The sequence below is a fragment of the Ralstonia sp. VS2407 genome (genome assembly GCF_052950655.1).
This window is the reverse complement of the sequence record NZ_JBRFVG010000002.1, coordinates 177,695-203,643: the sequence shown is the minus strand read 5'-3', so window position 1 is coordinate 203,643 and position 25,949 is coordinate 177,695. Positions and strand designations below refer to the sequence as shown.

The following is a 25,949-nucleotide window of genomic DNA, read 5'->3' as shown; positions in this document are numbered from 1 at the left end:
GAAAGCGTGATGAAACGCGGTCCAACGAAAGTTTCGGATTGCAGGCGATAGGAAAAGGTGATTGCCGAGGCCGGTGCAGCACCCGCGCGTGTAAAATCGCCGCCCCACCGTTTTGCCCTCCTGGCCTGACATGGACTACCAAGCGATCCTGGACACCATCCACCGCGACATCCAGCCGTACCTCGGCCAGGGGCGGGTTGCCGATTACATCCCCGAGCTGGCCGGCGCCAGTGCGACGGATTTCGGCATGGCCATCGTCACCCTGGGCGGCGATGTCTACACGGTGGGCAAGGCGGATGTGCCGTTCTCGATCCAGAGCGTGTCCAAACTGTTTGCCTGCACGCTGGCCTTCCAGCTCGAAGGCGAAACGCTCTGGCAGCGCGTCGGCCGCGAACCCTCCGGCAATGCTTTCAACTCGCTGGTGCAGCTCGAATACGAGAACGGCATCCCGCGCAACCCGTTCATCAATGCCGGTGCGCTGGTCGTGACCGACGTGCTGTGCCGCCGCTTCGTGCAGGCCGAAACCGCGCTGGTGCAGTTCATGCGACGGCTGGTCGACAACCCACGCATCGACTACGTGCGGCGCGTGGCCGAATCCGAACTGGCCCATGCCGACCGCAACCGCGCGATGGCCCACTTCATGAAGAGCTTCGGCAACCTGCACATGCCGGTGGAAACCGTCATCGATGCGTACTGCCGCCAGTGCGCCATCGAAATGGACTGCACCGACCTCGCGCGCGCCGTGCTGTTTCTCGCCAACGGCGGCGTTGTGCCGTGGAGCGGTGAGCACATCGTCGGTGCCAGCCCTGCCAAGCGCCTGTCTGCACTGATGCTGACCTGCGGTACCTACGACGCGGCGGGCGACTTCGTCTATCGCGTAGGGTTGCCCGCCAAGAGCGGCGTGGGCGGCGGCATCGTCGCCGTGCTGCCGGGCGAATTTGGCGTGTGCGTGTGGTCTCCGGGGCTGGACGTCAGCGGCAATTCGCTGGCCGGCCTGCAGGCGCTGGAGTGGCTCACGACGCTGACCGGCCGCTCGATATTCTGACGCTGGCGCCACGGCACGCTGCGTTGGCTTAGGCGGCTTCCGTGTTGCGCTCGACTTCCTCGGCAATCGCGTAGCGCGGCCCGACCGAGAGGCAGAACTCACGCGCCATCGTGCGCGCCAGGCCGACGATGGCTTCGTGCACCTCCAGGCCCGCCCCCGCGCGCCACGACGCGATGATCGGCAGGGCGGGCAACGCCGGCTCCACTTCCAGCACCGTCAACGCCCCGCTCTCAATGCGGTCGCGCACCAGCACGGTGGGCAACGCGCCCACGCCAAAGCCATCGCCCACCAGGCGCGTCATGGCGGCCACCGAATTGACGCAGTTCACGCGCGGTGATTCCACCCCGCTCAGGTGCAGCAGGTTGAGCATGTCCTGATGCGGCCGGGAGTTGCGCACGAAGGTGATGAGCCGTTCGCGCGCAAGTTCGCCCAGGCTGCCGTATGGGTGCGCCAACCGCGAGTTGGTGGCCACCACCCAATGGATCGGGTACTGCGCGAGCTGCACGTTGCGCACGCTTTCGGCGCGCAGCAGATCGGTCTGGAAGGCAATGTCGAGCGCGCCCTTCTGTAGCTGCTCGACGAGGTGCATCGCGCTGTCGGCCACGAGTTCGATTTCCAACGCGGGAAACATCTCGGCCGTGCGCGCAATGAGGGGCGAGAGCCACGTATGGATGACGCTGTCCATCGCCCCGACCCGCACGCGCCCTTCAAAGCCCGGGCGCTGTGCCACCGCCGCCTGCAACTGGTGCAGCGTGCTCACCATGCGGTCTGCATATTCCAGCACCTTGTGGCCATCGGGCGTGAGTTGCACCCCGCGTGTGTCGCGGTCAAACAGGCGTACGCCAAGCTCTTCTTCCAGCGCGGCAATGCGCGCAGAAATCGATGCCTGCGTGGTGAACAGCTTGTCTGCGGTGAGGCGGAAACTGCGCAGCCGCGCCACCCAGACAAAGGTTTCCAGAAAACGTAGGTTCATGCCCTGCCCCTCGTGTTTTTGTATGCGGCCCGGTTGCGGCGCACTCGCTGCGCCATCGGCCCATGCAGCGCGCTCAGGTTACGGATTTTCGTGCTGCGGCGCACGCCCATGCATGCGTGCTCGGCGGTTTTTGCCAACGCTCGGCCAAAACTGCCACGGAACCTCGTAGTTTCTACAACGCGGGCGCGCCCACACCGGCGCCGCACTACGTAATTCGCCAATAGCTGCGCTGACAACCGGCGTCCAGAATGCCCCTATCACCCGATTGCTTTCAATCAGGCCCACCCCGTATGGGGCGCCGCTGGAGAACACCATGCCCGCCATCGACGAGATCAACGGCCGCATCGTCTACTACCGTCCGCCGCCGACGCCAAAACCAAAACCGACGCGGCCATCCAGACGGCCAACACGGCGGTCAACGACTACATCAACAACGGCGACGACTCCAAGGCCGCCCAGGCCAAGCTCGACAAGCCGCTTTCGGACGTCATCAACTCGGTACAGAACGAGTTGCGCCGGCAGGCCGACGAAGCGCCCGCTGGCGGCGAGAAGAAAGCCATCGAAGACGCAGCGGACGCCATCAAGAAACGCGATCCCGATGCCAAATGGCTCGACAAGATCGTCGACGATGCAAAAGACGCCGTAGAGAAGCAAGACCCGAGCCAGCGCACCGCATCGGAAGCGCGCGACGGCGTGCTCGATGCGCAAGACAAGCTGCAGGATGCGCAGAACATCAAGGTCACCAATCGGACCATTGCTGAAGACAAGCAGGACTCGATCAACACGGCGCAGGCCAACCTGGACAAGGCCATCCAGGACTTCAAGACCGCCATTGGCGGCGAGCTTTCAAGCTACGAGAACTTTGGCTCGGGCGATAACCTGAAGGCGGCCAACGACGCCGCCGATGCGCTGGCAAAGGCCCACCCCGATTGGGACGACGGCAGCCTCGCGTTTGCCAGGAACATCGCCACAGCCGATGCGATCCAGTACCAGATCAACCACATCAACCCGAACGACCCGACGCTGTCGGCGCAGGACAAGGCGCTCGCCACCAACGATCCGGTGCAGTTCGCGTGCGTGCAGCTTGCGCGGCCGCACGCCAATGACAAGAACGCCGAGCAGATCTACGAGCAGATCGGTGCAGCCAGCTACGACGTGCGCGTGAACTACACCAAGGATCAGGTCGCGGCCAAGATGAAGGCGGGCGATGCGCAGGGCGCGCTGAAGATCCTGTCGACCAACATGAACGACGTGTCGGTCACCAGCGCCGACCCCGACGCGCGCGACCATCTGTACCAGGTGGCCGGCGCCCCCTTCTTCAACGCACACAGCGACTACTTCAACAAGCAGATCAGCGACCTCACCCAGGTCTACAAGTACAACCCCGACGACCCGGACGCCAATCGCAAGATGGCCGACAGCACGGTCAAATACGACGCCGTCGGCAAATGGATGAAGGACCTGGCCAAGGTGGCGCCACCCGAGGTGGCAAACAACCTGCTGACCACCGTAGAGGATCGCTTCAACGACAACGGCAAGTGGTTCCAGAGCAACGCCGGCGCCGACACGTCGGGACTCGTGCCCCACGGCTCGGACTTTTACGGCGGCTTGAGCCTGACGGCCGCCGTGGCCGATTCGCCGCGCTTTGCCAGCGACCAGCCAAGCACCGATCACGCCCAGCAGGTTGCCAACTGGCTGACCACCGACTCCAATGCCAAATCGTTCCTGTACAGCATGCAGACCTCCGGCTCGGGGGGGAGCATGCCGTCGTGGGTGCCGGTGCAGAACGCCGTGGGCGACGGCAACGGCGCCACCGTCACCAACGCGCTGATCCAGCAGCACGGCAAGGACTTGCCCAACGCCGACATGCTGCAACGCGCCTTTGACCGCGGCAACGAGAAGGTCCAGCAAAAGCAGGCGGAAGCCGACTACAAGACGTTCCAGTCCGACCAGAACACGGGGCTGAAGAACATCTTCGGGCAGATGTCCAAGGCCACCTTTGGCAAGGACACACCGCTCTACAACGACAAGGCGCAGTCTTTCACTGGCCCTGATGCCGACACGCAGCTCAAGAACTACATCGGCGGCGCGCTGATGATCCAGGCTGACAACGCCGGCGCGCAAAGCAGCGGCACCACCGGCACAGCGTGGTTCACCAGCGGCAACAGCACCAAGATCATCGACGAGGTCAACAAGAAGATCCACGAGGTGGGTGGCGATAACCCGACCGTGAAAGCCATTCCGATTGCCTACGTGGACAAGAGCGCAGGCGTAATGCCGACGGCGTTGTTCGAAGTCACCGACAAGAACGGGGGCAAGCCGCACTACATCGACGATCGCGGCTGGGACTACGAAAACCTCGACGACTACCGCCATAACAACGCCCTGTCTGACGGCGGCACGATCTACGTGCCGAAGAACCTTGCAGGCACTGTGGCGCTCGACAGCAAGGGCATTCCCGACGTCGATCACTTCAGTGCGCACATCACCACAACGGGGCAAAAGATCCGGCACGTTGTCGACATCGTGGCCGGCGTGGCCACGGCGGTGGGCGGGGTGATCCTGTCGGTGGGCACGTTCGGTGGCGCATCGATTGTGGGCGGCGCCATGGTGGCGGTGGGCACGGGGTGGATCGTTGGGGAGTCGGTCGACCACCTCAACACGCTGGCCGACCACGGCCGCTCGTGGTCGCCCACCAACCCCGAGGCCTTTAACGACTGGCTAGCCATCGTCACATCGGCAGCGGGTGAGTACAGCTTGGCGGGCAAGGGCGTGTCCGCGCTGTCGGAAGCGGCGGCGGCCTCAAAGATGTTCACGCTCACGCGCTCGGCTTCGGATTTGGTGGCCGGTGGCGGCGGCATCGTCATGACGGGCGCGCAGGTCAAGGACCTGCTGATGTACGGCGACCGGATGTCGGGCGAGCAGAAAGCCGAATCGATCATGTTCCTGGGTCTTGGCCTGGGCCAGGTGGGCGCCACGCGCATGCTCGAACGTGTTGGCCTGTCGCAAGGCACGGAGCGCGTCGGCCTGCTCAACGCCCTGAAGAACAACGCCGACCGCTACAGGCCCACCGAGATGGTGTCCGAGCCCACCACGGTGGCTGCCAACGACCCAGCCAACGCCGGCCGGCCCACAACCGACCCGACCACCGAGCCGGTCATCACGCAAACCAGCGGCAAGACCAACGAGCCGGGCGACACCACGGCCGGCAGCGAAGGCAAGGACGGCACGACAGGCAAGCCGGGCACCGACCCGATCGACCCCGCCACCGGCAAGCCCAAGACCGCAGGCGACCCAACCACAGAACCCGGCAAAACGGGCACACCGGGTGACGAAGGCAATCCAACCAACACGGGACCTGCCCGCCCTTCGCGGCCGCTGCCCGGCGCTTTGGATGACCTCGCCAACCCGGAAGTCACGCTCACGAACTTTACCGACACGCAAAAGGCACTCGACGCCGGCACGCAGAACGCGCTGTCGCAGCATGCCGACCTTCTGCTTGACGCAGAAAATTACCGTACCAGCGGGACCACCGCCGGCCGTCATCCGCGTGGCATTGGCGTGCGGCGCCTGGCCAGCGCGCTTTCGAAGATGAGCGATGAGCAGCGGCAACTCATCCTGAGCAAGGCCGAGTTCGCGCACGATACCGCCAACATCAAAGACCCCGTGCGCATGAGCTGGCGCCAGCGCATGCAGCTCTATCGCGGCAAGTCGTCGGTGTTCGGGCGCACGGCCGATCGCATCATGTCGCCGGTGGACCGCATCCAGGCCATGTTCATCGACCGCGGCATCCGCAACTTCTTCGTCAAGGGCGGCACCGAAGACGCCGCCGCCGCGCTGATGGGCAAGCGCATCCTGATGGTGACGGGCTTTACGGTGGGACGCGACCCCACAACAGGCCGCATGCTGCCGGAAACCGATGGCCCCGTCGGCACAGGCGAGAAAGCCGCCACGCTCGCGCAGGCCGGCTACGACATCACCGTTGCCACCGATTCGGCCAACATGCCCGTGCTCCAGTCGGTGCTCGATACCTATCCGGGCGGCCACCTCGTCAAGCTCGAGCTGTTCGATGCCAAGCGCGGCCAGCCCGCGCGCGATGCGGCCAACGAACTGCTCGACCGCGTGCAGCCCGAAGCCGTGGTGGCCATCGAGCTGCCGGCGCGCAATGCCGATGGCGACTACCTGAACATGCGCGGCATCTCGGTTGCCGATGTCAATGCGCCGAAAGACCAGATCATTCTGGAAGCCAACAAGCGCAAGGGCATCGTTACGGTGGGCGTGGGCGACGGCGGCAACGAAGCCGGCATGGGCAGCCTGCGCAGCAAGATTCCGCCGGTCACGCTGGCTGACGGCAGCACAGTCGATTTTGCCTCGACGGTGCCGGTGGACTTTCCTGTCACGGCGTGGAATTCCAACTTTGGCGCGCAGGCCATCCTGGCCAACATGCTGCGCAACATGGGGCGGCTGGATCTCATGCCCAAGCCGGAGCAACTGCACGCGGCCATCAAGGCTTCGGTGGATGCCGGTGCGGTGGATGGCGTGAGCCGCAAGGGCGAAGCCAGCGTCGACGGTTTCGCCTCGCAGGTGCACCAGGGCATGCTCGTGCTGTTGCGCAACGCCATGAACCACATGCCCGACGGCAAGACGTTTGACGAGGCCACGCCCAACGAACCCTTCACCGTTGCCGCCTTCGACTCCAGCAACGGCGGGCTGATCGCGGCCAAGAACATGCTGGCAATCATCAAGGCCGAAACGGGGGAAGACCTGCAGATGGTGCCGGTGGTGGACCATGCCAACGCGCCCTACGGCCCCAAGAGCCCCGACACGCTTATCCGCCTGGTGGGCAATGGCCTGCAGACCGCACAGCGCCTGAAGGCGGCCATGGTGGCCATGGCGTGCAACACCGCGTGTACCGCGTTCCCGAAAGCGCTGGACAACGTGGATGTGCCCGTCATCAACCTGATTGACGTGACCTCGCGCGCCATGGTCGAACACGGCGGTGACCGCCCGGCCGTCATCGCCACAGCGGGCACCGTCAAGAGCGGCGCATACCAGAACAGGGTCGCTGAGCTGACCAATGGCGACATCACCCCGCAGGCCGTGGCAGCCCACAAATTTGCGGATTTCGTCAACGACCTCAAGCACAAGAGCGATGACCCGGCGGTGAAGGCAGAGCTGCAAGCCGCCTCGGACAAATATGTGGAGGAACTCGACCCGAACACCACGTCGCTGTGGCTGTGCTGCACGCACTACCCGGCCATGAAGGATTTTCTCGTGACCTCGCTGCAGAAGCGCGGCATGGATATTCCCGTGATCGACCCGATGGAGTACCAGGCCAAGGCACTGCTCAACGAAATCGGGAAGAGCGAATGGCACACGCCGAGCGCAGCCTATTCCACCGAGCCTTACGTCGTGACCTCCGGCAAGACCGGGCCCGTGAGCGAATCGGTGCAGAACCTGATGGAGCGCCTCAATGTGCCCGTGCAGCGCGTGCGCAGGTTTGGCCCCGGCAAGACGCTGGACGGCACCATCCCGCCGAACCCGCGCATGGAGCCCACGCCCATCAGCAACGCCGTGATGGCGATGTTCAACCCCGACATGGCGCGCATTGAAAACCCGAAGGGGGTCGACAACGCCGCCGCCGCGCTACAGGACAGCAACCGCATCCTGGTACTGGCCGGCGCCCGCAATGCGCATGGCGCTGTCGACACCGACGGCATTGCCGGCGCTGCCGTGTTTGGTCATGACATGCAGGCCTCGGGCAAGCAGGTTGTCTATGTGGTCCCGCACGAAGCGGTGCCCACACTCGATGCCGCGCTTCAGGCACGCGGCGCAGCGGTCAACGACTACAGCATCGTCCCGTTCGATGCGGCGCCAGGCGAGCCGGCACGCACCACCGCGCAAGACCTCATCAACCAGGAGTCGCCCGACACGATCGTCTCCATCAACGTTCACGGTCGCAACGCCGATGGCCGGTATATCGACCAGAACGGCAACGACGTCACTGACCAGACCGTGCCGCTGGACGAAGTGGTCGCAGCCGGCTGGAAGACCGATGGCGTGACCACCATCGGTGTAGGCTCGCGCGGGCATGAAGCCGGCATGGGCAACACGCGCCGCACGGCCCCGCAGGTGACGCTGCCCGACGGCACCGTGGTCGACCCCCGCTCGGTGGTACCGGCCGACCACTACGTGAGCGCATCCAACTCAAACTGGGGCGCGCACGGCCTTGCCGCATCTGCATTGAAGGCCGCCGGCCGCACGGATTTGCTCAGCACGCACCAGCAGCACATGGACGCGCTCCAGGCCAGTGCCAACGCCGGGGCGGTAGATGGCGTCACCGGCCGCGCCGATCCGACTGTGGGCGGACACGACAGCAACACCTACCAGACCGTTGTGCAGATGATCAATCTGGCCGCCGGCAAGAAACCTGACGTGCCCCCACCCGCGGCAGCAAACGCGACGGGGCCGAAGGGTCCGGATGGTCCGTCGCCGGACACGCCCGCCCTCGGCACGCAGGCCTCCAACAGCAAGCCCACGGAGCCCAGCACCCCGCCCATCAAGACCGGCGAGGCCGGCGACGATGGCAACGGCACCCCGCCCACCGAGCCGAACAGCGCCGCCAGCGCCGGAGAACCCAAGCGCAAGCCGTGGATCCGGTGGATCTTCGCGGGCTCGCTCACCGGGGCGTTCTCCACGGCTGCGAGTTCCGCCACACTCACCGGAAGCGCCGCTACGCACGCGGTATTCGACCCGTCCGTCACGAGTCCGCTTTCATTCATGTATCGCGGCAGCATCGCGGCGCTGCGCGCCAACAAGACACGCGCGATCAACGAACAGCTTGGCAAGCTGGGGACCGAGGATTCCGCCTCGGCGCTGGCGTGGCTCAAGGCCAACGTGCGCGATCAGGCGGGCCGCTGGGGGCTCTCAAAGACAGACCGCGCGGCCATCGGTGAAGCGCTGGATCACTTCCAGGCCAACCCGGACGCCCTCACCGATGCGCTCAGCAAGAAAGACAACCCCGACGCCCAGACCGACCGCGACGTGCAGCGCCTGCAAGCGCTCACGAGCGCACCGGCAAAACTGCTCTCTCCGAAGAGCCCCATTGGCCGCGCCAACGACACGCTGCAACTGCTCACGCTTGCGCTGAATAACGGCAACACGGCCTACTGGTTTGCAACGCACGGTGCCCACCTGAACACACCGTCGTTCTGGAGCAATGCGCTGTTCCTGAGCGCCAACCTGGCGCTATCCAGCCGCAACTTTGCTGGCCGCCTGGGCGCCACGTTCAACGACAAGGCGACCAACACGAGCCCGTGGCTCAACCGTGCCCAGGCATTCACGATGTCGCTGTACACGGTCGGCTCCGTGCCCCTGGCGATGAACGACGCGCTCATGCATACGAACAGCCCGGCCATGGGCGCCACCAAGGCGGCGTTGGACCTGGCATTCGGGGCAGGCGCCCTGCGCATTGCCGGCGACCTGATGCCCAAGGTCGGCCAGCGCCTGCCAAGCAATCCCATGATGCCCGGCGGCGTGATCCTGGGTGTGGCGGCGGTCACGCGCTTCGGCATCGAGCTGTTCGTGCCCAACCAAGCGGCTAAGCCGGCCGTTGCGCAAGTGCAGGCCAATGGCAACGGGCAGGATCAGAACAATCAGCCCATTGCCGCGTTCCCGCTGCCCGACATGCAAGGCGTGAGCGGTGACGTGCTGCGCGCCAACGCTCCGCACGCGTTACCGTCGATCGGCACGGCCACGTCGCCGCAGTACGCGATCGTTGGCCCTGGCGACACGCTCTGGCAACTGAGCGCTGCCGATGCCGCCAAGCTGCTCGGCACCACGGGCCCGGCATCCGAGCCGCGTACGCTTGCCGCGTTCGACAAGCTGCCGCCGATGAACAGCCAGTTCGACTGGGCCGCGCTGGACGGCAATCCGTACACACAGGGCGCAACGGGGCAGGATCCGGATCTTGTCGTCCCGGGTGACATCGTGCGGATCGGATAAACGGAAAAGGCAAGCCACCTACGGCGGGCGCAGCAGTCAGGCGCCCGCTGTTTTTTGTGCGCGTTCAGGAGGTTGACGACACGTACGGGTTACCCACCGCATCCGCACCTTCAGCCCAGCGCAGCAGCGCGGCCACGTCGCGGAACAGCGTGCGGTCAATGGTGGTATCCATCGGTACGGTGTCGTGCAGGCGCTCCGCCAGGCCGGCGTTGGCTGCGGTCGGGACGAGGTGGTATTCGGCCATCTGCCGGATGCGCTGCACGGACTCGCCGCTGCCCTTGGCGATCACCATCGGCAACGTGCCATCGCCGGGGTAATACAGCGCCACCGCGTGCCGCGCACTGAACACGATGGCAGTGGCAATGCGCATGCGATCTTCCAGCGCGCTGTATTGCACCTCCAATGCAAGCTGGCGGCGGCGCCCCACGATATGCGGATCGCCCTGCAACTCGCGGTGCTCACGGCGCAGTTCTTCGGTAGACATGCGGTTCTTTTTGAAGAATTCGAAACGCACGTGCCAGTAGTCGAGCGCAGCCATCAGCACGTACACCACCGCCGCCCAGCCGAACAGCACAAGAACCAGATGCGCCACCACGGCCAGGATGGCCGCAGGCCGCCCGTAGCCCGCCTGCAGCGGCAACGCCAATGACCCGCGAATCACGACGAACAGCGTCAGCGCCAGGCAAGCCACCTTGAACAGCATGATGGCCAGGCCGATCAGGTTGCGCACCGAGAACATGCGCTGGATGCCTTCCCCAGGATTGAGCCGTGACATTTGCGGCGTCAGGCGTTTGGGCGCGAACATGCCGCCCACCTGGGCAAACGCGCCCAGCACCGCCAGCACGGTCACCAGCATCAGCACGGCTGCGCTCAACAAAATCCATTCCGCCCCTGCCGATACCAATGCCTGCCGCACCGCGGCAGCGGGGTCGCGGGCCAGCGCCACGGCAGTCACGTTTTGTACCAGCAGGCCGCGCAAGCGTTCGAGCAACCACGGCCCGCCTTGCCACAACAGCACGAGCATCCCGATAAAGACAAGCGCGCTGGTCACGTCCGTACTGCGAACGACTTCGCCTTCGCGCCGTGCGTCTTCCAGCCGGCGCTGGGTAGGCTTGTGCTGTTTCTCGCTCATGCGCCGGGGCTGCGCAGCAGCGCGCGCAACAGCCAGACCATCTCGCCGTTGCCGGCCAGGAAGGTGCGCAGCGATTCAAAGACAAAGCCGAGGAACAGCACCATCATCAGCACGGCCAGCAGGCTCTTCACCGGCTGAGCAAACAGGAACACGTTCAGCTGCGGCACAGAGCGGTTGATCAGCCCGATACCCAGCTCCGCCACCACCAGCACGATGATCACCGGTGCGGCCAGTTTGAGGGTCCAGCCGAGCACGCTATCGGCCTCGTGCACGGCAAACTGCTCCAGCGCGACCGACGCGCTGGGTAGCATGCGTTCGATCGGCCAAAGCTTGTACGACTCGAAGAACGCACCAAGCATCACGTGCAGTCCTCCGCCCGTGACGAACAACGTGACGGCCATGAAGCCGAGAAAGCTGGCGGTCGGCCCGCTCTCGTGCCCCGCCACGGGATCGAAGAAGGACGCGTTGCCCGAGCCGGTCTGGAAGTCGATCAGGTGGCCGACGTTCTCGATGGCCCAAAGCAGCGCGCCAAAGGCCATGCCGAGCAGAACGCCGATCAGCGCTTCCTTGAGCGCGAGCGCCATCCACAGCCCGCCGCCCTGCACGTTCATGGCCGCGCCCTCCATGGAGGGCGCCACGAACACCGCGAGGATGGCAATCAAGCCGCTGCGCACCATGCCGGTCACCACCCGTCCGCTGAACACCGGCACGATAAACATGATGGGCAGCAGACGCGGCATTACCAGCAGCGCCTGCCGGAACAGGCCTTCCATGGAGTGGGGATCGAACCCTTGCATTGGATCAGGCGGTGGTCTTCTGGCCGGCGAACTGGCGCGCGAGCTGGGCTTCGAGCGCGGCGTCTTCTTCCTGCCATTCGGTCGCTTGGCGCCGGGCGGCCACCACGCGCTGCTCGGCACGGTCCACCGCTTCGCATTTTGCGTTGGCGCGGGCCACATGCCGCTGCGCACGGGCCTGCGCGACCTGCTCGGCCGCCAGCGCCGTGCCGGTGTGCTGCGATTCGACATGCGCGTCCAAGATGGCACGATCCAGCGCCAGCCGCGCGGCATTGGCGCCGCACAGCAGCGCGACGGCACTGCGCGCATCTTCACGCACGGCTTGCTCAATGGCGGCGTCGTGCGCAGATCGCGCCGATACCGTCTGCTGCAGCCCCTGTTGCGCTGCCGCGTTCTGCGCTGCGGCCTGCGCGACCAAGGCGGCCTGCTTCTGAGCGCGCGCTACGGCACCGAGCTTGCGCGCCTCGCGCACGCGGGCGAGTTGGCGGAGCACATCGCTCATAGCGCCCCCACCACGGCTTCGAGATCGGCCACGGTGCGCTCCAGCTTCACACGCGCATCGGCGTCCTGCTCAAAGAAGCGCGTGAGCGCGGCATGGGCGCGCAATGCGGTATCGCCCAAGGCATCGCTGCCCTCGCGGTATTCGCCAATCTGCACGAGCAATTCGATCTCCTGGTATTTGGCCAGCAGCTCGCGCACGCGTTGCGCGGCGGCGCGGTGCGCGGGCGTGGTCACCTGCGGCATCACGCGGCTGATGCTGGCCAGCAAATCGATGGCCGGATAGCGTCCCGCCAGCGCCTGCTTGCGCGAGAGCACGATGTGCCCGTCGACGATGGAGCGCACCTCTTCGGCAATCGGGTCACTCTCTTCATCGCCCTCCACCAGCACGGTGTAGAACGCGGTGATGACGCCATGTGCACCGGCGCCTGCGCGCTCGAGCAACTGCGGCAACACCGAGAATGTCGACGGCGGAAAACTGCGCCGCGTGGGCGGCTCGCCGCTCGCCAAGCCCACCTCGCGCTGCGCCCGCGCAAACCGTGTGAGCGAATCGACCAGCAGCAGCACGTTCTTGCCGCGGTCGCGGAAGTACTCAGCTACAGCGGTAGCCACCAGCGCGCACTTCACACGCTCCATGGCCGGGCGGTCGGAGGTGGACACCACCAGCACTGTCTTGCGGCGGGTCGCCTCGGGCAGGCACAGCTCCAGAAATTCACGCACTTCGCGCCCGCGCTCACCAATCAGCGCGATGACGTTGACGTCGCTCTGCGCGCCGCGCGCAATCATGCCGAGCAGCGTGCTCTTGCCCACGCCCGACGGTGCGAAGATGCCCAGCCGCTGGCCGATGCCCACCGTGAGCATGGCGTCGATGGCACGCACGCCGGTGGAGAGGGGCGCGTCGATGCGGCGGCGCGATAGCGGGCTCGGCGGCTCTGCGTGCGTGGAAACACGCTCGTTGGTGAAGAGCGGGCCGCCGTCATCCATGGGCGCGCCCAGCCCATCCAGCACGCGGCCAAGCAGCGCATCGCCCACGCCAAAACGGTGCGCGCTGCCGGACGGGATCACCTCCGTGGCGGCCGACAACCCGTGCACGCTCCCAAGCGGGGTCAGCAAGGTCGACTGCCGCTCGAAGCCGACGACTTCCGCATAGACGCTGCGCTCGCCGGGCGTACGCAATTCGCACACCTCGCCCAGCCGCGCCTGGATGCCCGATGCATTGAGCATGAGCCCCACCGCACGGTGAATGCGCCCACGCATCTGCACGCCCGCAGCCATACCGTCGGCGCGCTCCAGCACGTCGCGCAGGCTGCGTTCCAGATCGCCTGCGTCGATGATGTGGCTGACGGCGGGTTCGGTCATGTTTCGTTCCCCACCAGTGCAGCGTGCAGCGCCGCCAGTTGCGTGTCGATGCCCGCTTCCACCACGCCGGATGCGGTCTCCACCACCAGCGCCTCTTCCGACAGGCTGGCATCGGGCACCACGCGCACGCGGCGGGTACCGTCGGTCATGGTTCCCAGCACGCGTTCCAGATCGGCCACCTGCTGCGGGGCGATGCGCACCGTCAGCACAGGCTCGTGTTCGACCAGTGTTTCAATGCGCGCGAAGGCCTTGGCATAGATGGCCTCGCGCGGCAGATCAGCCACCAGCTCGCGCACGGTGCGCGTGACGAGCTCCGCCATCAATTGCTTCATGGCCGCCAGCGCGCGCGCGTTGGCAAGCGCATCGGCATACAGCCGCGTGGCGGCCTCGCGTTCACCCTTTTCATAGCCTTCGTCGTAGCCGGCCTTGAGTTGTTGCTGACAATGGGCTTCGGCATCTTCCAGCATCCTCTCGCGCTCTTCCTGGGCGTTGCCGAGGATGCTCGTGGCGTCGAGCAGCGCTGCATACTCGTGCTGTTTGAGCACCTTGCGCTCGCTCAGGATCTGCAGCTTGTCGGTGGTAATCAGAAAAGCCAGTCCCATGCCGGCACCTGTTCAGGAATCAAGCTCAGCCGCAGCAGCTCACCTAGTTCTGCGCGTTGCGTGCGACCCAGCAAATAGGGCGGACGATCGGCATCGACCGCGTTGCGCGGAAACTTCAAAGGCAGCCGGCGGATGATGGCCGGGCCAAAGGGCACCAAAAAATCGATCAGTATCCGGCGCCCACGGGCACGCAGCGTCTCCACCGCCAGGCGGGGGTGCTGACGCTGCGCCTGCAGGGTTTCGGCGACGGCTTCGAAGGCCGGCATGCGCTCCAGTGCGAATGCCACCAGCGGTGCGCCGAGCGCCAGATCGATGGCCTGCCGTGTCTTGCGCGGGACTTCGCCCTCGCGCAGCCACTGGCGATGCAGGCAAAGGCCGCAGCACACGGCCAGGCGCTCCAGCGCGTCGGCTGGCAACAGGGCGATGCGCTTTTCCACGGCAGCAAAGTCGTAGTCCCATTCGCCCTGCAACCGATGGGCTTGCAGCAGCGCCCGCGCCAGCACGGCGCGCCCTGCCTCGCCGTAACGGGCGGGGTCGCGCAGCGCAATGGGCCAGTCCGCCGGCAGCCACGACGCATCGATATAGCGATCCGGCCGCAGGTTGAACGTGGCAACCAGCGCTGCCAGGCGGGCATCGGTGGTCATGACGCGCGCTCCGGCCTGCGTCCGCTGAGGTTGTCGAACACGCCCCGCCGCCATGCCACAAGACCTGTCACAACAAGCGCTGCGATGATCAGCAAGCCGAGCAACCACACCAGCGGGTTGCGCGTGCTGAATGTGCCGAGCAACGCCGCGCCCTTTCGCACATCCACGGGCACGGGCTGCGCGCCCTGCAGGAACAGCGATACGTTGTCGTAGCTCAACCCTTCAATGCTGTGCGCGACGAGGTCCTTCACCATCGGTGCCATGGCGGTGAGGTTCACGCCGGGCCGATAGCGGATGTACACGGCTGCCGACGCAGGCTTGGCCTTGTCGGCCAGCGGATCATTCTCGGGAATGACGACATGCACGTGCGCCAGCATCACGCCGTCCACATCCAGCAGCGTGCGCGACAGCTCTTGCGATACTCCGTAGATGTAGCGCACGCGCTCTTCAGCGGGCGTGGCCACCAGCCCCTGCTTCTGGAACACCTGGCCGAGCGATGCCAGGCGCGGGCGAGGCAGGCCCTGCGCACGCAGCACGGCCAGCGAGGGGCCCATGTCGGCTTGGTCAACGGTGAGCGTCCAGGTGCGGCCCTCCTGCCCCTGGCCGTCCTGCACGAGCTTCTGCCCGCTGATGCCGGCTGACGACAGCGCGGCCACCATCTCGTTGACCTCGACCTCCGACAGGCCGGTGTACAGCTCCTGCTCGCACCCAGCCAGGCCGAAGAGGCAGGCAAGCGCCATCAGCACACCCAGCAATCGGTTCATGTCAGCCTTCCTGGTTCTTCAGCAGCGAGTGGCTCACGCCGTTGGCGGCCTGCGCAAAGCTCATGTCCATCTGGTACTCGGCCAGCGTCATCGAGGCGAAGTAGCTGAAGTCGGCCAGCTTCACCATCGTCATGGTCACGTCCATGCTGTCGAGCGAATCGAGCATCTCCTGGCGCTTGCTGTTGATACTGGTGTAGCGCTCGTTGAGATCATGGCCGTAGTCGCGCCACTGGCCCATCGCACCGTCTGCGCCAGGCCCCCGCGTGAACGAGAACGACACATCCGGCACCGGCGATGGCGTTGCGTTGGAGGCCATCGGAATCGGTTGCGCCGGCAGCGCGGCGGCCTGCACCGTCGTGGTGGCAACCGGGCGCATCATGCCGCCGAACTGCTGTGCCTCGTTGGGCATGGCGGCCTGCGTAACTGGAGTGCCGATGCCCTGCTCGACCTGCCCGGGGCCTTGAGCCGCATACGCGGCCGGGTTCACCTGTGCGGCCTGGCTGGCGCCGGCAGCGCCACCGGCCTGCGCCTGTGCGGCCTGAGTCGCGGCAACGGCCGCAATCGCATTCGCTTCGATCGACATCGTGCCCTCCTGAATTCGGTGAAGCGGCGGCAGGCCGCGCCCGCCGCCGCTGGGGTTGCGCGTCAGCTCGCGCGTGCGCCGTCGCGGACGGCACCGGCTGCCGATGCCGCCGTATTGCTCAGCGACTGGGCCGCGCCGATGATGCCGCTGGCGGCTGCGCCCTTGGCTGCAGCGGCCTGCACTGCCGTGGCGATCTTCAGCTGGTCATCGCCGGACTGGTTGATGCTGCCGATGGCGCCGTCGACGCCGGTGGTGGGTGTACCTGCCATGGTGCTCTCCTGGATGTCAGTCAAAAGGGTCAAAAGGAACGAACAACTTCACTAGCAACTGCTTGCGGTGGCAGCCGACCTCGCATCTGCCGGCTGGCCGCCGTACGACACACCCCACGCGCGGGAAAGGGGGACCCGCTGCGCTACGGTGTTTGCGGCTGGATCGGCCACGTGACCGACTGCCCGCCGCGGTCGAGCACCACACCATCTGAAGCGATGCTCTTCACCTGGAGGCCGCCCTTGAGCCGGGCGCCCTCGAAATACAACTGGCCGTCGCGCGTCTGCACAAAGCGCGTGCCGTCTTCGTCTTCGTACGTGCTCACAATGGCCGGCAGGCCGTCGGCGCGCGGCGTGTCCGCCACGATGTTCGGCGGTGGCGGGCCGTCCCAGGCCACGTGGTCGACCACTTCGACGGCGGGCTTGGCGTCGCGCGCGTAGTTGCGGATGCGCTGCCACGCCTGCGCGCGATCGGCCGTGCCGCTCACCACGATGCGGCCATGTCCGTCGTAGGCCACGTTCAGCGCGGCCGTACCGCTTGTGCCGCCTGCGCTGAAGTACTGCTGCGCGGCGGCCAGCAGATCGCTCACCACATACACCTCGCCGATCGACACATCCGACAACCCGCGCGCACGGCTCAGCAGCGCCTGGTGGTCGGCCTCGGTCGGCACGTAGCCGGAAACGCGCGACGTGCCGTCCGACGCGGGCGCCACCACGATCTCCGCCGGGTCGCCCAATGCGTGACGGACCTGCGCTGCACGCGCTGCGGGGTCGCGGCCCCAGAGCGACCAGCCGTCGTGCCCGGCAAACGCCACCACACCACCGGCCAGCAAGACCGCAAGCCACAGGCCGATGCCTGCCACCAGCCACGTCCGCCCGCGCCCGGCCTTGGTGGACACCCGCGACAGCCACACCGCTGCCGCCAGCGGCAACCACGACGGCACGCGTTCGGCCAGCACCGTGGCACCAGCGCCTTCCACCGCGGCGGCCGGCATGCGGATCGTCCCGACCTTCTCGATGCCGACGCGAATGTCGCCCATGGCAATCACATCGCCCGGCACCACGCTGCGGCGCGTCTGGCCGAACGGCTGGCCGTTGAGCGTCGGCTCGGCGTCGTCCAGCCGCCGTGCGGACACCGCGATGCCGCCCACCTCGAACATCAACTCGCGCGCGGCGACGCTGCTGTCGGGCACGATGATTTCGCAGCTGGGCGCCGAACCGACCACGGTGGCGCCCATGCGCAGCGGCATCGATCTGCCGTACAGCGGCCCGCTCAGGAAGCACAGCTTCCAGGGCGATTTATCCGAGTGCGGCGAGGGTTGTGTGGCTGGCTGGTTCATGCAGTCGCGAAACAGTCGGCGTGGGCAAGGCACCGACACTGGCCGGCGGCTGGTTGGGTGCCGGCGTGTTGGGCAACGGGCCCGGTTTCCAATCGGTCGAACCCGGCACCGGCATGCCAACGCCCGGGATCGACACGGCGGGCACGTCGTTCGGGTTGGTGCTGGCGGCGGTCAGGATGCGCGGGGTCAGCAGATAGAAACGCTCCATGTGCTGGCCGGTCTTGTTGGTGTACTTGAACAGGTTGCCGATGAAGGGCACGTCTGACAGGATCGGAATGCCCGACTTGGTGTTGTTCAGGCTGTCGGAGTTAAAGCCGGCAATCAGCAGGCTCTTGCCCTCTTCGATCATCGCCTTGGTCACGATCGAGCGCTCCTGCACCACCGGCAGCTGCGAGACGCGGTCGTTGGTCAGGTTGCCGTCGTCGATGTCGATCGACATCATCACGCTCATCTGCCCGGCCTCGTTGACGATGAGCGGCGTGACCTTCACGCTCGTGCCCGTCGTGATGCCGTACAGCGATGCATCCTGAAAGCCCGACACCGGCACGTAGAAGTGGATGAGGTTTTCAAGGATGGCCTCGGTGTTGTCGAGTGCCAGCACCTTCGGCTTGGCCTGCAGTTGCGCGTTGCCGCTCTGCGTCAGCGCATTGATGCGCGCCAGCAGGTAGTTGCGCAGGCTGCCGCCAATCGATGCGGTGAGCGCCATGCCGATCGGCGTTGTGGCGCCGGTCTGGCCGTCTTCCGTGGTGCCAAGATTGAACGTGAGCGGCGGGTTGTTGCCGTTGCCGGATTGGAAATCGCCGTGCGTGGTATGCAGGCGCCAATCCACGCCCAGGCTGTCGAGCGAATCGGTGCTGATGTCGATGATGGTGAGGTTGATCTCCACCAGCCGCGGCTTGGTATCGAGCGAGGCAATCAAGCGCTCGTATTGCGCCATGTGCTCGGGCACGTCGCGGATGAGCACGGCATTGATGCCGGCATCGGCTTCGATGCGCGGGAGGTCAGGCGGTGCACCGCCGCCCGATGCTGCCGGTGCCTGCGCGCCGTAGCCGGAATCCCCTTGCGCGCCCGCCAGCGGAATCTCGATGCGCGGCACGTTGATGCTGTCACCGGAACTGAGCTTCATCTGCCGCGTCGGGCCAGTCAGCCGCATGGCGCGCGTGGGCGACATGCCGGGGCTGCTGGCACCCGGGTTGGGCGCACCCAGCAGGCGACGCATCATGGTGGCAATGCCGGGAATCGTCACGGGCTTGCCGGACCGGTTGATCTCCACATCGCCCGCCCAGGCGTACTTGAGCGGGAACGCGCGAATCTCGGCGCGATCCATGCCGCGTGACGGATCGGCAATCGATGCAATGGCCTGGCGCACCAGTTCCACATAGCGCTTCGGGCCGGACGCGTAGACGGTGTTTTCCTTGTCGCTCACAACCAGCGGAAAGCGCTGATCAGTGATCTGCATGGCGCGCAGGATCTGCGCAAGCTCCGGGCCGCTGCCCTTCGGGATCGGGAAGACCTGCGTCTGGGAATCGTCCGCGCGGTCTACGTAGATGAGCGAGCCGTCGTAGTACCACGTGAGCCCATAGGTGGCGCACACGGTGTTGAGCGTGCTGGCCGGCGGGCCAGAGAACTTGCCGTTGATGGTGCCTTCCACCTTTGGATCGACCACCGCCGTCACGCCCTGGGATGCCGCAAGTTCGCGGATGAAATCCCCCACCTTCTTGCCTTCGGCCACCAGCGTGTACGACCGGTTGCGCCAGCGCAGCTCGGCGGCCTGCACCACGGCCGCCGTCGTCAGCAGCCACAGGCACGCCGCTGATGCACTCCACTGCAGGAATCGATAGCGTTTGTTCACGCGTGTTCTCGCTCGGTTATGTTGTTGTCCGTTCGGCGCCATCTCGCGATCCCCCCGCTAGAAAGGCGCCACACCGCCGTAAAACACCTGATCGAGTGCCATGCGGGCAAAACGCAGCACTTCGCGTCCGCCCCACCCCGCCAGCACCACGATGGTCACCATCACCGCAATCAGCCGCACTGACAGGCCGATGCTCTGATCCTGGATCTGCGTCACTGCCTGCGCGATGGCAATCAGCAACGCCGATACCGTCGCCACCGCCACCACCGGCAACGAGACCAGCAGCACCAGCAGCAAGCCCTGGCGTGTGGCTTCGAGAATGGTGGCGCTCATGTTCATGGGTCTGTCTCCTTGCGTGTTCCGTGCGCTCTGTGTGTTCTGCGTTCAGGCGGGGTTCGTCACCCAGCCCACGGTGTTGAGTTCGATGGCTTCATCGATCTCCTGGTACGACAGCACCGGCAGATCGCCAAACACCGGCTGCAGCATCGTCTTGACGTAGCGGCGGCAGTTGAGCGACACCATCACCGCCAGCGGGCGGCCATGGCGGTCTTTCTCCAGCGGGCGGGTGCCGCCAAGGATCTTCACCACCTGGTCGGTAATCGCCTGCTTGGCGTCACGTGTGAGGCTCAGCACGCTGCCCTGCTTGGTGTGCACGACGGCCTGCTCGATGCGCTCCTGCAAGGATTGTTCGAACAGCACCACATCGAGCACGCGGCTGGTGCCACAGAACTGCTCGGTGATCTGGCGGTGCAAGTCCACGCGCACCAACTCCACGAGGCCGATCACGTCTTCGGGCTCTTTGGGCGACCACGTGATCAGGCTCTCGAAAATGGCGCGCAGGTTGCGGATCGACACGCCCTCCTGCACCAGCCGGCGCAGCACTTCGGTAATGCGCTGCGGGGGCACCAGACGCGTGAGTTCGGCCACCAGCTCGCCGTGTTCGCGACGCATGATCTGGATGAGGTTCTGCGTTTCCTGAATGCCGATGAGCGAAGCGGCGTTGCGTTCGATGAGTGTTTCGACTTCGGCGGCCAGGCGGTCTTCAGCGGGCACGGCAGTGTCTGAAATCGCATCGCGCTCGGGCAGCGAGCCCTCGGCGGCCAGCACGTCCTGTACGAGCAGCGCGTAGCCGTGGGCCGGTAACGTCGCGTCCCAGTTCAGTTGCACGCGCGGGAATACGGCGCCGAGTCTGCGCTGCAAGCGCGATTTGGCTTCTGCCAGGCGGGTCTGCAGCGCAACGAGTTCGATTTCGCCGCGCAGGTCTTCCGACAGGCGCACGGCGATGGGTGCGGCGATGCCTTCCGCGGGCGAGCCTGCTTCGGGTTCAGCCAACCGCCGTGCGTCTGGGCCGAGCACAAGCAGATCGAGCGGCGGCGCCTGCCGGCGCTGGCGCATGCGGAGGAAGGCGGCTGCCGCGGTGCCGATGGCCAACAGCAGGAACGACCACTTCGGAAACCCCGGCACCAGCAGGAACGCCAGCAGCACGCCGCTGGCCATCAGCATGCCGCGCGGGTGGGCAGTGATCTGCGAGCCGATCTGCTGACCAAGGTGGCGTGCTTCACGGTCCCGCGTCGCCACACGGGTGGTGACGATACCGGCGGCAATGGAGACCAGCAGCGAGGGAATCTGCGAAGCCATGCCGTCGCCCACCGTCAGGATCGCGTACCGGTGCAGCGCATCGCCAATCGACATGCCGTGCATCAACGCGCCCACGGCAATGCCGGCCAGGATGTTGATGACCGCGATGATGATGCCGGCAATGGCGTCGCCCTTGACGAACTTCATTGCGCCGTCCATTGCGCCGTGCAGCTGCGATTCCTGCTCCAGCGCTTCACGGCGGCGCTTGGCTTCGTCCGACGTGATGATGCCGGCGCGCAGATCGGCGTCGATACTCATCTGCTTGCCGGGCATTGCATCCAGCGAAAACCGCGCACCGACCTCAGCCACGCGCTCCGAGCCCTTGGCGATCACGATGAACTGCACCACCGCGATCACCAGGAACACCACGCCGCCCACGACGAAGTTGTTGCCGACCACCAGCTTGCCGAACGTGTCGATCACGTGACCTGCATTGGCCTGCAGCAGGATCAGCTTGCACGACGCAATGTTCAGCGACAGCCGGAACAGCGTCGTGAACAGCAGCACGGCCGGAAACGACGAGAACGCAAGCGCCGACGGCAGATAGATCGACACGCACAGCAGCACGATGCTGGCCGCCAGATTGAGCGAGATGAGCCCGTCCAACACGACGGTGGGTAACGGCAGCACAAAGAGCGCGACGACCGCCACCACGAACACGGCAATCGCAATGTCGTAGTTCACCAGCCGCGCCCAGCGCAAGCCGGTGAGCGGAACGTCCAACGCTGCAGCAAGATTGCGAGGCTTTGCCATGGAGCGCCTTTGGGCCGTGTGGGCCATAGCCCACGAATGTCCGTAGAAGACCGGCGCCGTTCAGCACCCGCTTCCCTTGCGAAAAGTGTAGAAGTGGGGGGCCTGTCCGCTCAACGCTGAAACTCGTAGTCGTGCGGTCAATCTCTGACGAAGTTTCGGGGTGGACTACGCTTTTCGGTAGTTCATCGCAGCGTGTGCGCGCCACTACAGTAAGTGCATTCACTTGCCACGCGAGAGGCCACGGTTGAATGCTTCGAATGTGGGTGCCGGCGATGTCCGCGCGCCGATCCTGTTTGGCGAAGAACACATCGTGGTCGATGCGGAATCGATCCGCCTGGGTGCGACGGCGCGCGCCGAGTCCTTCTCTGAAACCGCGCAGGATCTGCGGGCCGCGCACGGTGCGCAGGAACGGCAATTGCTGCTGCGCGCCGTCTTGCGCAGCATCGGCTTCGACTGGCTCTGTTACTACCGGCTGACACGCATTGGGGAGTCGATTACGCGGGTGCTGTACTTCCGTGCGTATTCCCCACCGAACTGGCCCAAGCGCTACGTCGACGAACGCTACTTTGAAGTCGACCCGCGGCTGGCCTTTGCGTTGCGCTACGAATGGCCCCTGGTGTGGGACTTGGCGGACCTTGGAGCCACGCTCACCGCACCGGCGGATGCGGACCGCCTGCACCGCCTGCTGCAAGACGCCGAACGCGCCGGCCTGCGCAGCGGCATCAGCTTCGGTGTCGTGAGCCCACGCAGCCTGGAGCACAGCGTCATCTGCTTTGGATCGGGCAATAACGCCAAGGGCTGGATTGCCGACAACGTGGTCGGCCAAGCCTATGCAGTGGGGCTGGGCCTGCATGAATTTCTCATGCAGCACGCAAAACCGTTGCATGAAGACACGCACGCGCGTGCGCTCAGCCAGGTACAGCGTCAGATTTTGGAATTCATCACCAGCGGGTTATCGGACAAGGCGATTGCCGAGCAGCTCAACATGTCGCCGCACAACGTCGACTATCACCTGCGTCAGCTCAAGAAGAAATACGGTGCGCAGAACCGCGTGCAGCTTGCCTATATGGCCGGACGCATGTTCATGACATGAATACGCTCGACGCCCGCATGCTTTCGGCCGTGGACCAGGCGCTGGCGCGTACGCTGTCGCGCCTGTATCTGGCGCGCGCAGCACTACCGTTTTCCGTAGGCAGCACGCCCTACGAAGCGCGTTGCGAAGCGCATGCCGTACAAGCCGCGGCAAAAGCCTACCGCTTCACGTTGGGCGATGCGCCGGGCTGGCTGCTGCTCGATGCCGCCGCTGAGCGCGCATGGCTGGCCGACGCCGCAGACGCCCACGTGCCGCAAGCCTTGCGCTGCGCGGTGCTGGCCGATGCCTTGGCGCCACTCGCACGGGGTATCGAACAACGCAGCGGACGTGCGCTTACATGGTTGCCGGAGGCCGCATCGCCAGAGGTCCGGCTGGACCGGCCAGACGTCCTGCAGATGATGATCAGCCGCCACGACGACGCACCCGTCGAAGACGGTGCCGCGCCATGGCTGGCGCGCGCCGGACTGCTGTTCGACGCGCCGCACGTCCTGCCCGAACTGTGCCCGACAGAGCTGACTGCGGAACCCATACCGCTGGCCGCCTTCATGGGCACGCACGTGCCGCTGCGCTTCGAGCTGGGCGCCACCTTTCTGTCACGCCGGGACTTTGCCGGCATTGCGCTGGGCGACATCGTGCGTATCGAAAAATGGCTGCCTGCTGGCGATGCATTGCGCTGCGTGGCCCGCGTGCGCGGGCGGCTGCACCTGCGTGTGTTCGGACAAGTGCAAGGCAACCGCATCGTCGTGGAAAACGTGGAGGAAAAGCCAATGACAACCGAGAACCCAGCCCCGAACGCCGCGACATCCGGCACGGAGCCCACGGCGCGCCCGCTTCCCACCGACAGCCTGGACGACATCGAACTGGTTACCACCTTCGAGCTGGAAGAGCGGCGCCTGTCACTAGCCGAGCTGCGCGCGCTGCGGCCCGGCACGGTGATGGAGCTGGCGCAGCCGCTCAACCAGGCCGTTATCCGCATCCTCGCCAATGGCATGCCGGTCGGCGAAGGCCACCTGATTGCTGTCGGCAACCGGCTCGGCGTGCGCGTATCGCGCTTCATCGGGCAGGCGGCACCTGGGCAGGCATAACGCCCGGCCCGCTTCTCCCCCAACAAGAACAACGCATCGACACACTCGACACGCACCATGGGAAACCTGCCCAATCCCGTAGCGATGATCGCCGTGGTGGCGGCGTTGGGCATCGCGCCCTTTGCCGCGCTCATGGTCACGAGCTACACCAAGCTGGTGGTGGTGTTTGGCCTGCTGCGCTCGGCGCTGGGCATTCAACAGGTGCCGCCCAACATCGTGCTCAACGGCATCGCGCTGATCCTGACGGTGTTCATCATGGCGCCGGTCGGCATGGACATGGTCGACAACCTGCGCGGGCGCAACTTCAACCTGAGCAGCCAGATGAGCGTGGATGACGTGATCGCCATTCTCGATGCCGCGCAGCCGCCGGTGAAGAAATTCCTGCAGACCCATACGCTGGAATCGGAGCGCAATTTCTTCGTCAAATCGGCCACGAGCATCTGGCCCAAGGAGCGCGCCGCCGGCCTGAAGAACGACGACCTGACGGTACTCGTGCCGAGCTTCACCCTTACCGAGCTGATCAAGGCGTTCCAGGTGGGCTTTGTGCTTTACATCATCTTCGTGGTGGTCGACCTGGTGGTGGCCAACCTGTTGCTGGCGCTGGGCATGCAGATGATTGCGCCGACCACCATCTCGGTGCCGTTCAAGCTGCTGCTGTTCGTGATGCTCGATGGCTGGTCGGTGCTCGTGCACGGGCTCGTGCTGTCTTATCGATAGAGGTGGCGACCATGCGTGCCAGTGCTTTCATCATTGCCGCCATGGCATTTGGCGCTTGCATGGCAGCCACGTCTGCCGCGGCAGGCCCGCGTATTGATGCACGGGCCTTCGCCACGCTGGCCGCCACGTGCGCGCCGCACGTTGACCGCGTCACGCTGGAAGCGCTGGTGCGCACGGAGTCCGCCTACAACCCCTATGCGATCGGCGTGGTGGGCGGCAGGCTCGTGCGCCAGCCTGCCACGCTGGAAGAAGCCGTGGCCACCGCGCGTTCACTGGAGCGCCAGGGCTACAACTTCAGCGTGGGACTCGGGCAGGTCAACCGCTACAACCTCGCGCGCTTTGGCGAGACGCTGGAAACCGCGTTCGACGCCTGCCGCAACCTGCGCGCAGGCGGCACCATCCTGGCTGAATGCTTTGCACGTTCATTGCCGCGCTATGGAGATCAGCAACAGGCGTTGCGCGCGGCGCTGTCTTGCTATTACAGCGGCAATTTCGAGACCGGCTTCCGCCACGGCTATGTGCAGAAGGTTGTCGCTAATGCTGGGGACGTGCCGGCCATCGTGCCCGACGCCGCCCGTGGACGGATCGAGCCGATTCCGGTCGTGCCCGCCGGCGGCGGTACACCCGCTCCCGGGGCGCCACGCCCGGTATCTGCGCCCGCGCAGCCACGCGTGCTGACCGGCAGCGCGTGCACCGGCCAGACCGGCCGGCAGGTGATGATCCTTGCGTGTAATCGCGCCGACGGCACATCGTGCCTGCGCTGCGTGGCGCTGCCGCGCTGAGCGCCGCGCGGCAGCTTCCACATCC

Annotated in this window: 19 protein-coding genes and 1 pseudogene; 6 read left to right on the top strand and 14 right to left on the bottom strand. The window is 65.8% G+C overall.

Features of this window, described 5'->3' with window-relative positions; all coding sequences use genetic code 11:
• Window positions 1–130: 130 nt before the first annotated feature.
• Window positions 131–1,045, top strand: a complete 915-nt coding sequence (locus ACU8YE_RS04120) for a glutaminase (protein WP_232039730.1) — start codon at window positions 131–133, stop codon at window positions 1,043–1,045.
• Between the two features lie 28 nt (window positions 1,046–1,073).
• Here ACU8YE_RS04120 and ACU8YE_RS04115 read toward each other — a convergent pair whose 3' ends face one another.
• Window positions 1,074–2,018: a LysR family transcriptional regulator gene (locus ACU8YE_RS04115; protein WP_045201589.1), complete on the bottom strand. Its 945-nt coding sequence runs from the start codon at window positions 2,016–2,018 to the stop codon at window positions 1,074–1,076.
• Window positions 2,019–2,528: 510 nt separating this feature from the next.
• On the opposite strand from ACU8YE_RS04115, the gene ACU8YE_RS04110 reads away from it, so the two are divergent.
• Window positions 2,529–10,022 (top strand): glutamate cyclase domain-containing protein, encoded by a 7,494-nt coding sequence (locus ACU8YE_RS04110; RefSeq protein WP_446928153.1) that lies wholly within the window; start codon window positions 2,529–2,531, stop codon window positions 10,020–10,022.
• A 64-nt stretch (window positions 10,023–10,086) separates the two neighbouring features.
• Here ACU8YE_RS04110 and ACU8YE_RS04105 read toward each other — a convergent pair whose 3' ends face one another.
• From ACU8YE_RS04105 to ACU8YE_RS04045, 13 genes and pseudogenes are all read right to left on the bottom strand, one after another.
• Window positions 10,087–11,154, bottom strand: coding sequence for an EscU/YscU/HrcU family type III secretion system export apparatus switch protein (locus tag ACU8YE_RS04105; protein ID WP_446928152.1), 1,068 nt, complete (start codon window positions 11,152–11,154; stop codon window positions 10,087–10,089).
• A complete protein-coding gene (sctT, locus tag ACU8YE_RS04100; protein ID WP_446928151.1) occupies window positions 11,151–11,927 on the bottom strand; it encodes a type III secretion system export apparatus subunit SctT in 777 nt (258 codons plus the stop codon). Before sctT ends, ACU8YE_RS04105 begins: the two co-directional genes overlap by 4 nt.
• 28 nt (window positions 11,928–11,955) lie before the next feature.
• Entirely contained in the window at window positions 11,956–12,450 is a 495-nt protein-coding gene (locus tag ACU8YE_RS04095; protein WP_232039734.1) for a hypothetical protein, read from the bottom strand.
• Window positions 12,447–13,805 (bottom strand): FliI/YscN family ATPase, encoded by a 1,359-nt coding sequence (locus tag ACU8YE_RS04090; protein WP_260801568.1) that lies wholly within the window; start codon window positions 13,803–13,805, stop codon window positions 12,447–12,449. The genes ACU8YE_RS04095 and ACU8YE_RS04090 overlap by 4 nt, the downstream gene beginning before the upstream one ends.
• Window positions 13,802–14,407: a type III secretion system stator protein SctL gene (gene sctL / locus ACU8YE_RS04085; protein WP_433867926.1), complete on the bottom strand. Its 606-nt coding sequence runs from the start codon at window positions 14,405–14,407 to the stop codon at window positions 13,802–13,804. Before sctL ends, ACU8YE_RS04090 begins: the two co-directional genes overlap by 4 nt.
• Entirely contained in the window at window positions 14,389–15,051 is a 663-nt protein-coding gene (locus ACU8YE_RS04080; RefSeq protein WP_433867925.1) for a SctK family type III secretion system sorting platform protein, read from the bottom strand. Before ACU8YE_RS04080 ends, sctL begins: the two co-directional genes overlap by 19 nt.
• On the bottom strand, window positions 15,048–15,815 hold the full coding sequence (gene sctJ, locus ACU8YE_RS04075) for a type III secretion system inner membrane ring lipoprotein SctJ (protein ID WP_260801565.1): 768 nt from the start codon (window positions 15,813–15,815) through the stop codon (window positions 15,048–15,050). Before sctJ ends, ACU8YE_RS04080 begins: the two co-directional genes overlap by 4 nt.
• A gap of 1 nt (window position 15,816) precedes the next feature.
• Window positions 15,817–16,398 carry a hypothetical protein gene (locus ACU8YE_RS04070; protein WP_322018403.1) on the bottom strand — a complete coding sequence of 194 codons (582 nt, stop codon included), beginning with the start codon at window positions 16,396–16,398 and terminating at the stop codon, window positions 15,817–15,819.
• Window positions 16,399–16,460: 62 nt separating this feature from the next.
• Entirely contained in the window at window positions 16,461–16,667 is a 207-nt protein-coding gene (locus ACU8YE_RS04065) for a hypothetical protein (RefSeq protein WP_024978640.1), read from the bottom strand.
• Between the two features lie 143 nt (window positions 16,668–16,810).
• A complete protein-coding gene (locus ACU8YE_RS04060; RefSeq protein ID WP_446928150.1) occupies window positions 16,811–18,004 on the bottom strand; it encodes an FHA domain-containing protein in 1,194 nt (397 codons plus the stop codon).
• On the bottom strand, window positions 17,964–19,898 hold the full coding sequence (gene sctC, locus ACU8YE_RS04055) for a type III secretion system outer membrane ring subunit SctC (protein ID WP_446928149.1): 1,935 nt from the start codon (window positions 19,896–19,898) through the stop codon (window positions 17,964–17,966). Before sctC ends, ACU8YE_RS04060 begins: the two co-directional genes overlap by 41 nt.
• A 15-nt stretch (window positions 19,899–19,913) precedes the next feature.
• Window positions 19,914–20,189, bottom strand: a complete 276-nt coding sequence (sctS, locus tag ACU8YE_RS04050) for a type III secretion system export apparatus subunit SctS (RefSeq protein ID WP_024978637.1) — start codon at window positions 20,187–20,189, stop codon at window positions 19,914–19,916.
• 51 nt (window positions 20,190–20,240) lie between these two features.
• Window positions 20,241–22,281: pseudogene (locus tag ACU8YE_RS04045) on the bottom strand (FHIPEP family type III secretion protein).
• A 210-nt stretch (window positions 22,282–22,491) separates the two neighbouring features.
• Here ACU8YE_RS04045 and ACU8YE_RS04040 point away from each other — a divergent pair.
• Genes ACU8YE_RS04040 through ACU8YE_RS04025 form a run of 4 tightly spaced genes read left to right on the top strand, consistent with a single transcriptional unit; the run spans window position 22,492 to window position 25,924 of the window.
• Window positions 22,492–23,340 (top strand): helix-turn-helix transcriptional regulator, encoded by an 849-nt coding sequence (locus ACU8YE_RS04040; RefSeq protein WP_232039742.1) that lies wholly within the window; start codon window positions 22,492–22,494, stop codon window positions 23,338–23,340.
• Window positions 23,337–24,425, top strand: coding sequence for a type III secretion system cytoplasmic ring protein SctQ (gene sctQ / locus ACU8YE_RS04035; RefSeq protein WP_446928148.1), 1,089 nt, complete (start codon window positions 23,337–23,339; stop codon window positions 24,423–24,425). The genes ACU8YE_RS04040 and sctQ overlap by 4 nt, the downstream gene beginning before the upstream one ends.
• Before the next feature lie 57 nt (window positions 24,426–24,482).
• A complete protein-coding gene (sctR, locus tag ACU8YE_RS04030; RefSeq protein ID WP_045201601.1) occupies window positions 24,483–25,142 on the top strand; it encodes a type III secretion system export apparatus subunit SctR in 660 nt (219 codons plus the stop codon).
• 11 nt (window positions 25,143–25,153) lie between these two features.
• Complete coding sequence (locus tag ACU8YE_RS04025; RefSeq protein ID WP_373407715.1) at window positions 25,154–25,924, top strand: lytic transglycosylase domain-containing protein; 771 nt, start codon at window positions 25,154–25,156, stop codon at window positions 25,922–25,924.
• The last annotated feature ends 25 nt before the right edge of the window (window positions 25,925–25,949 follow it).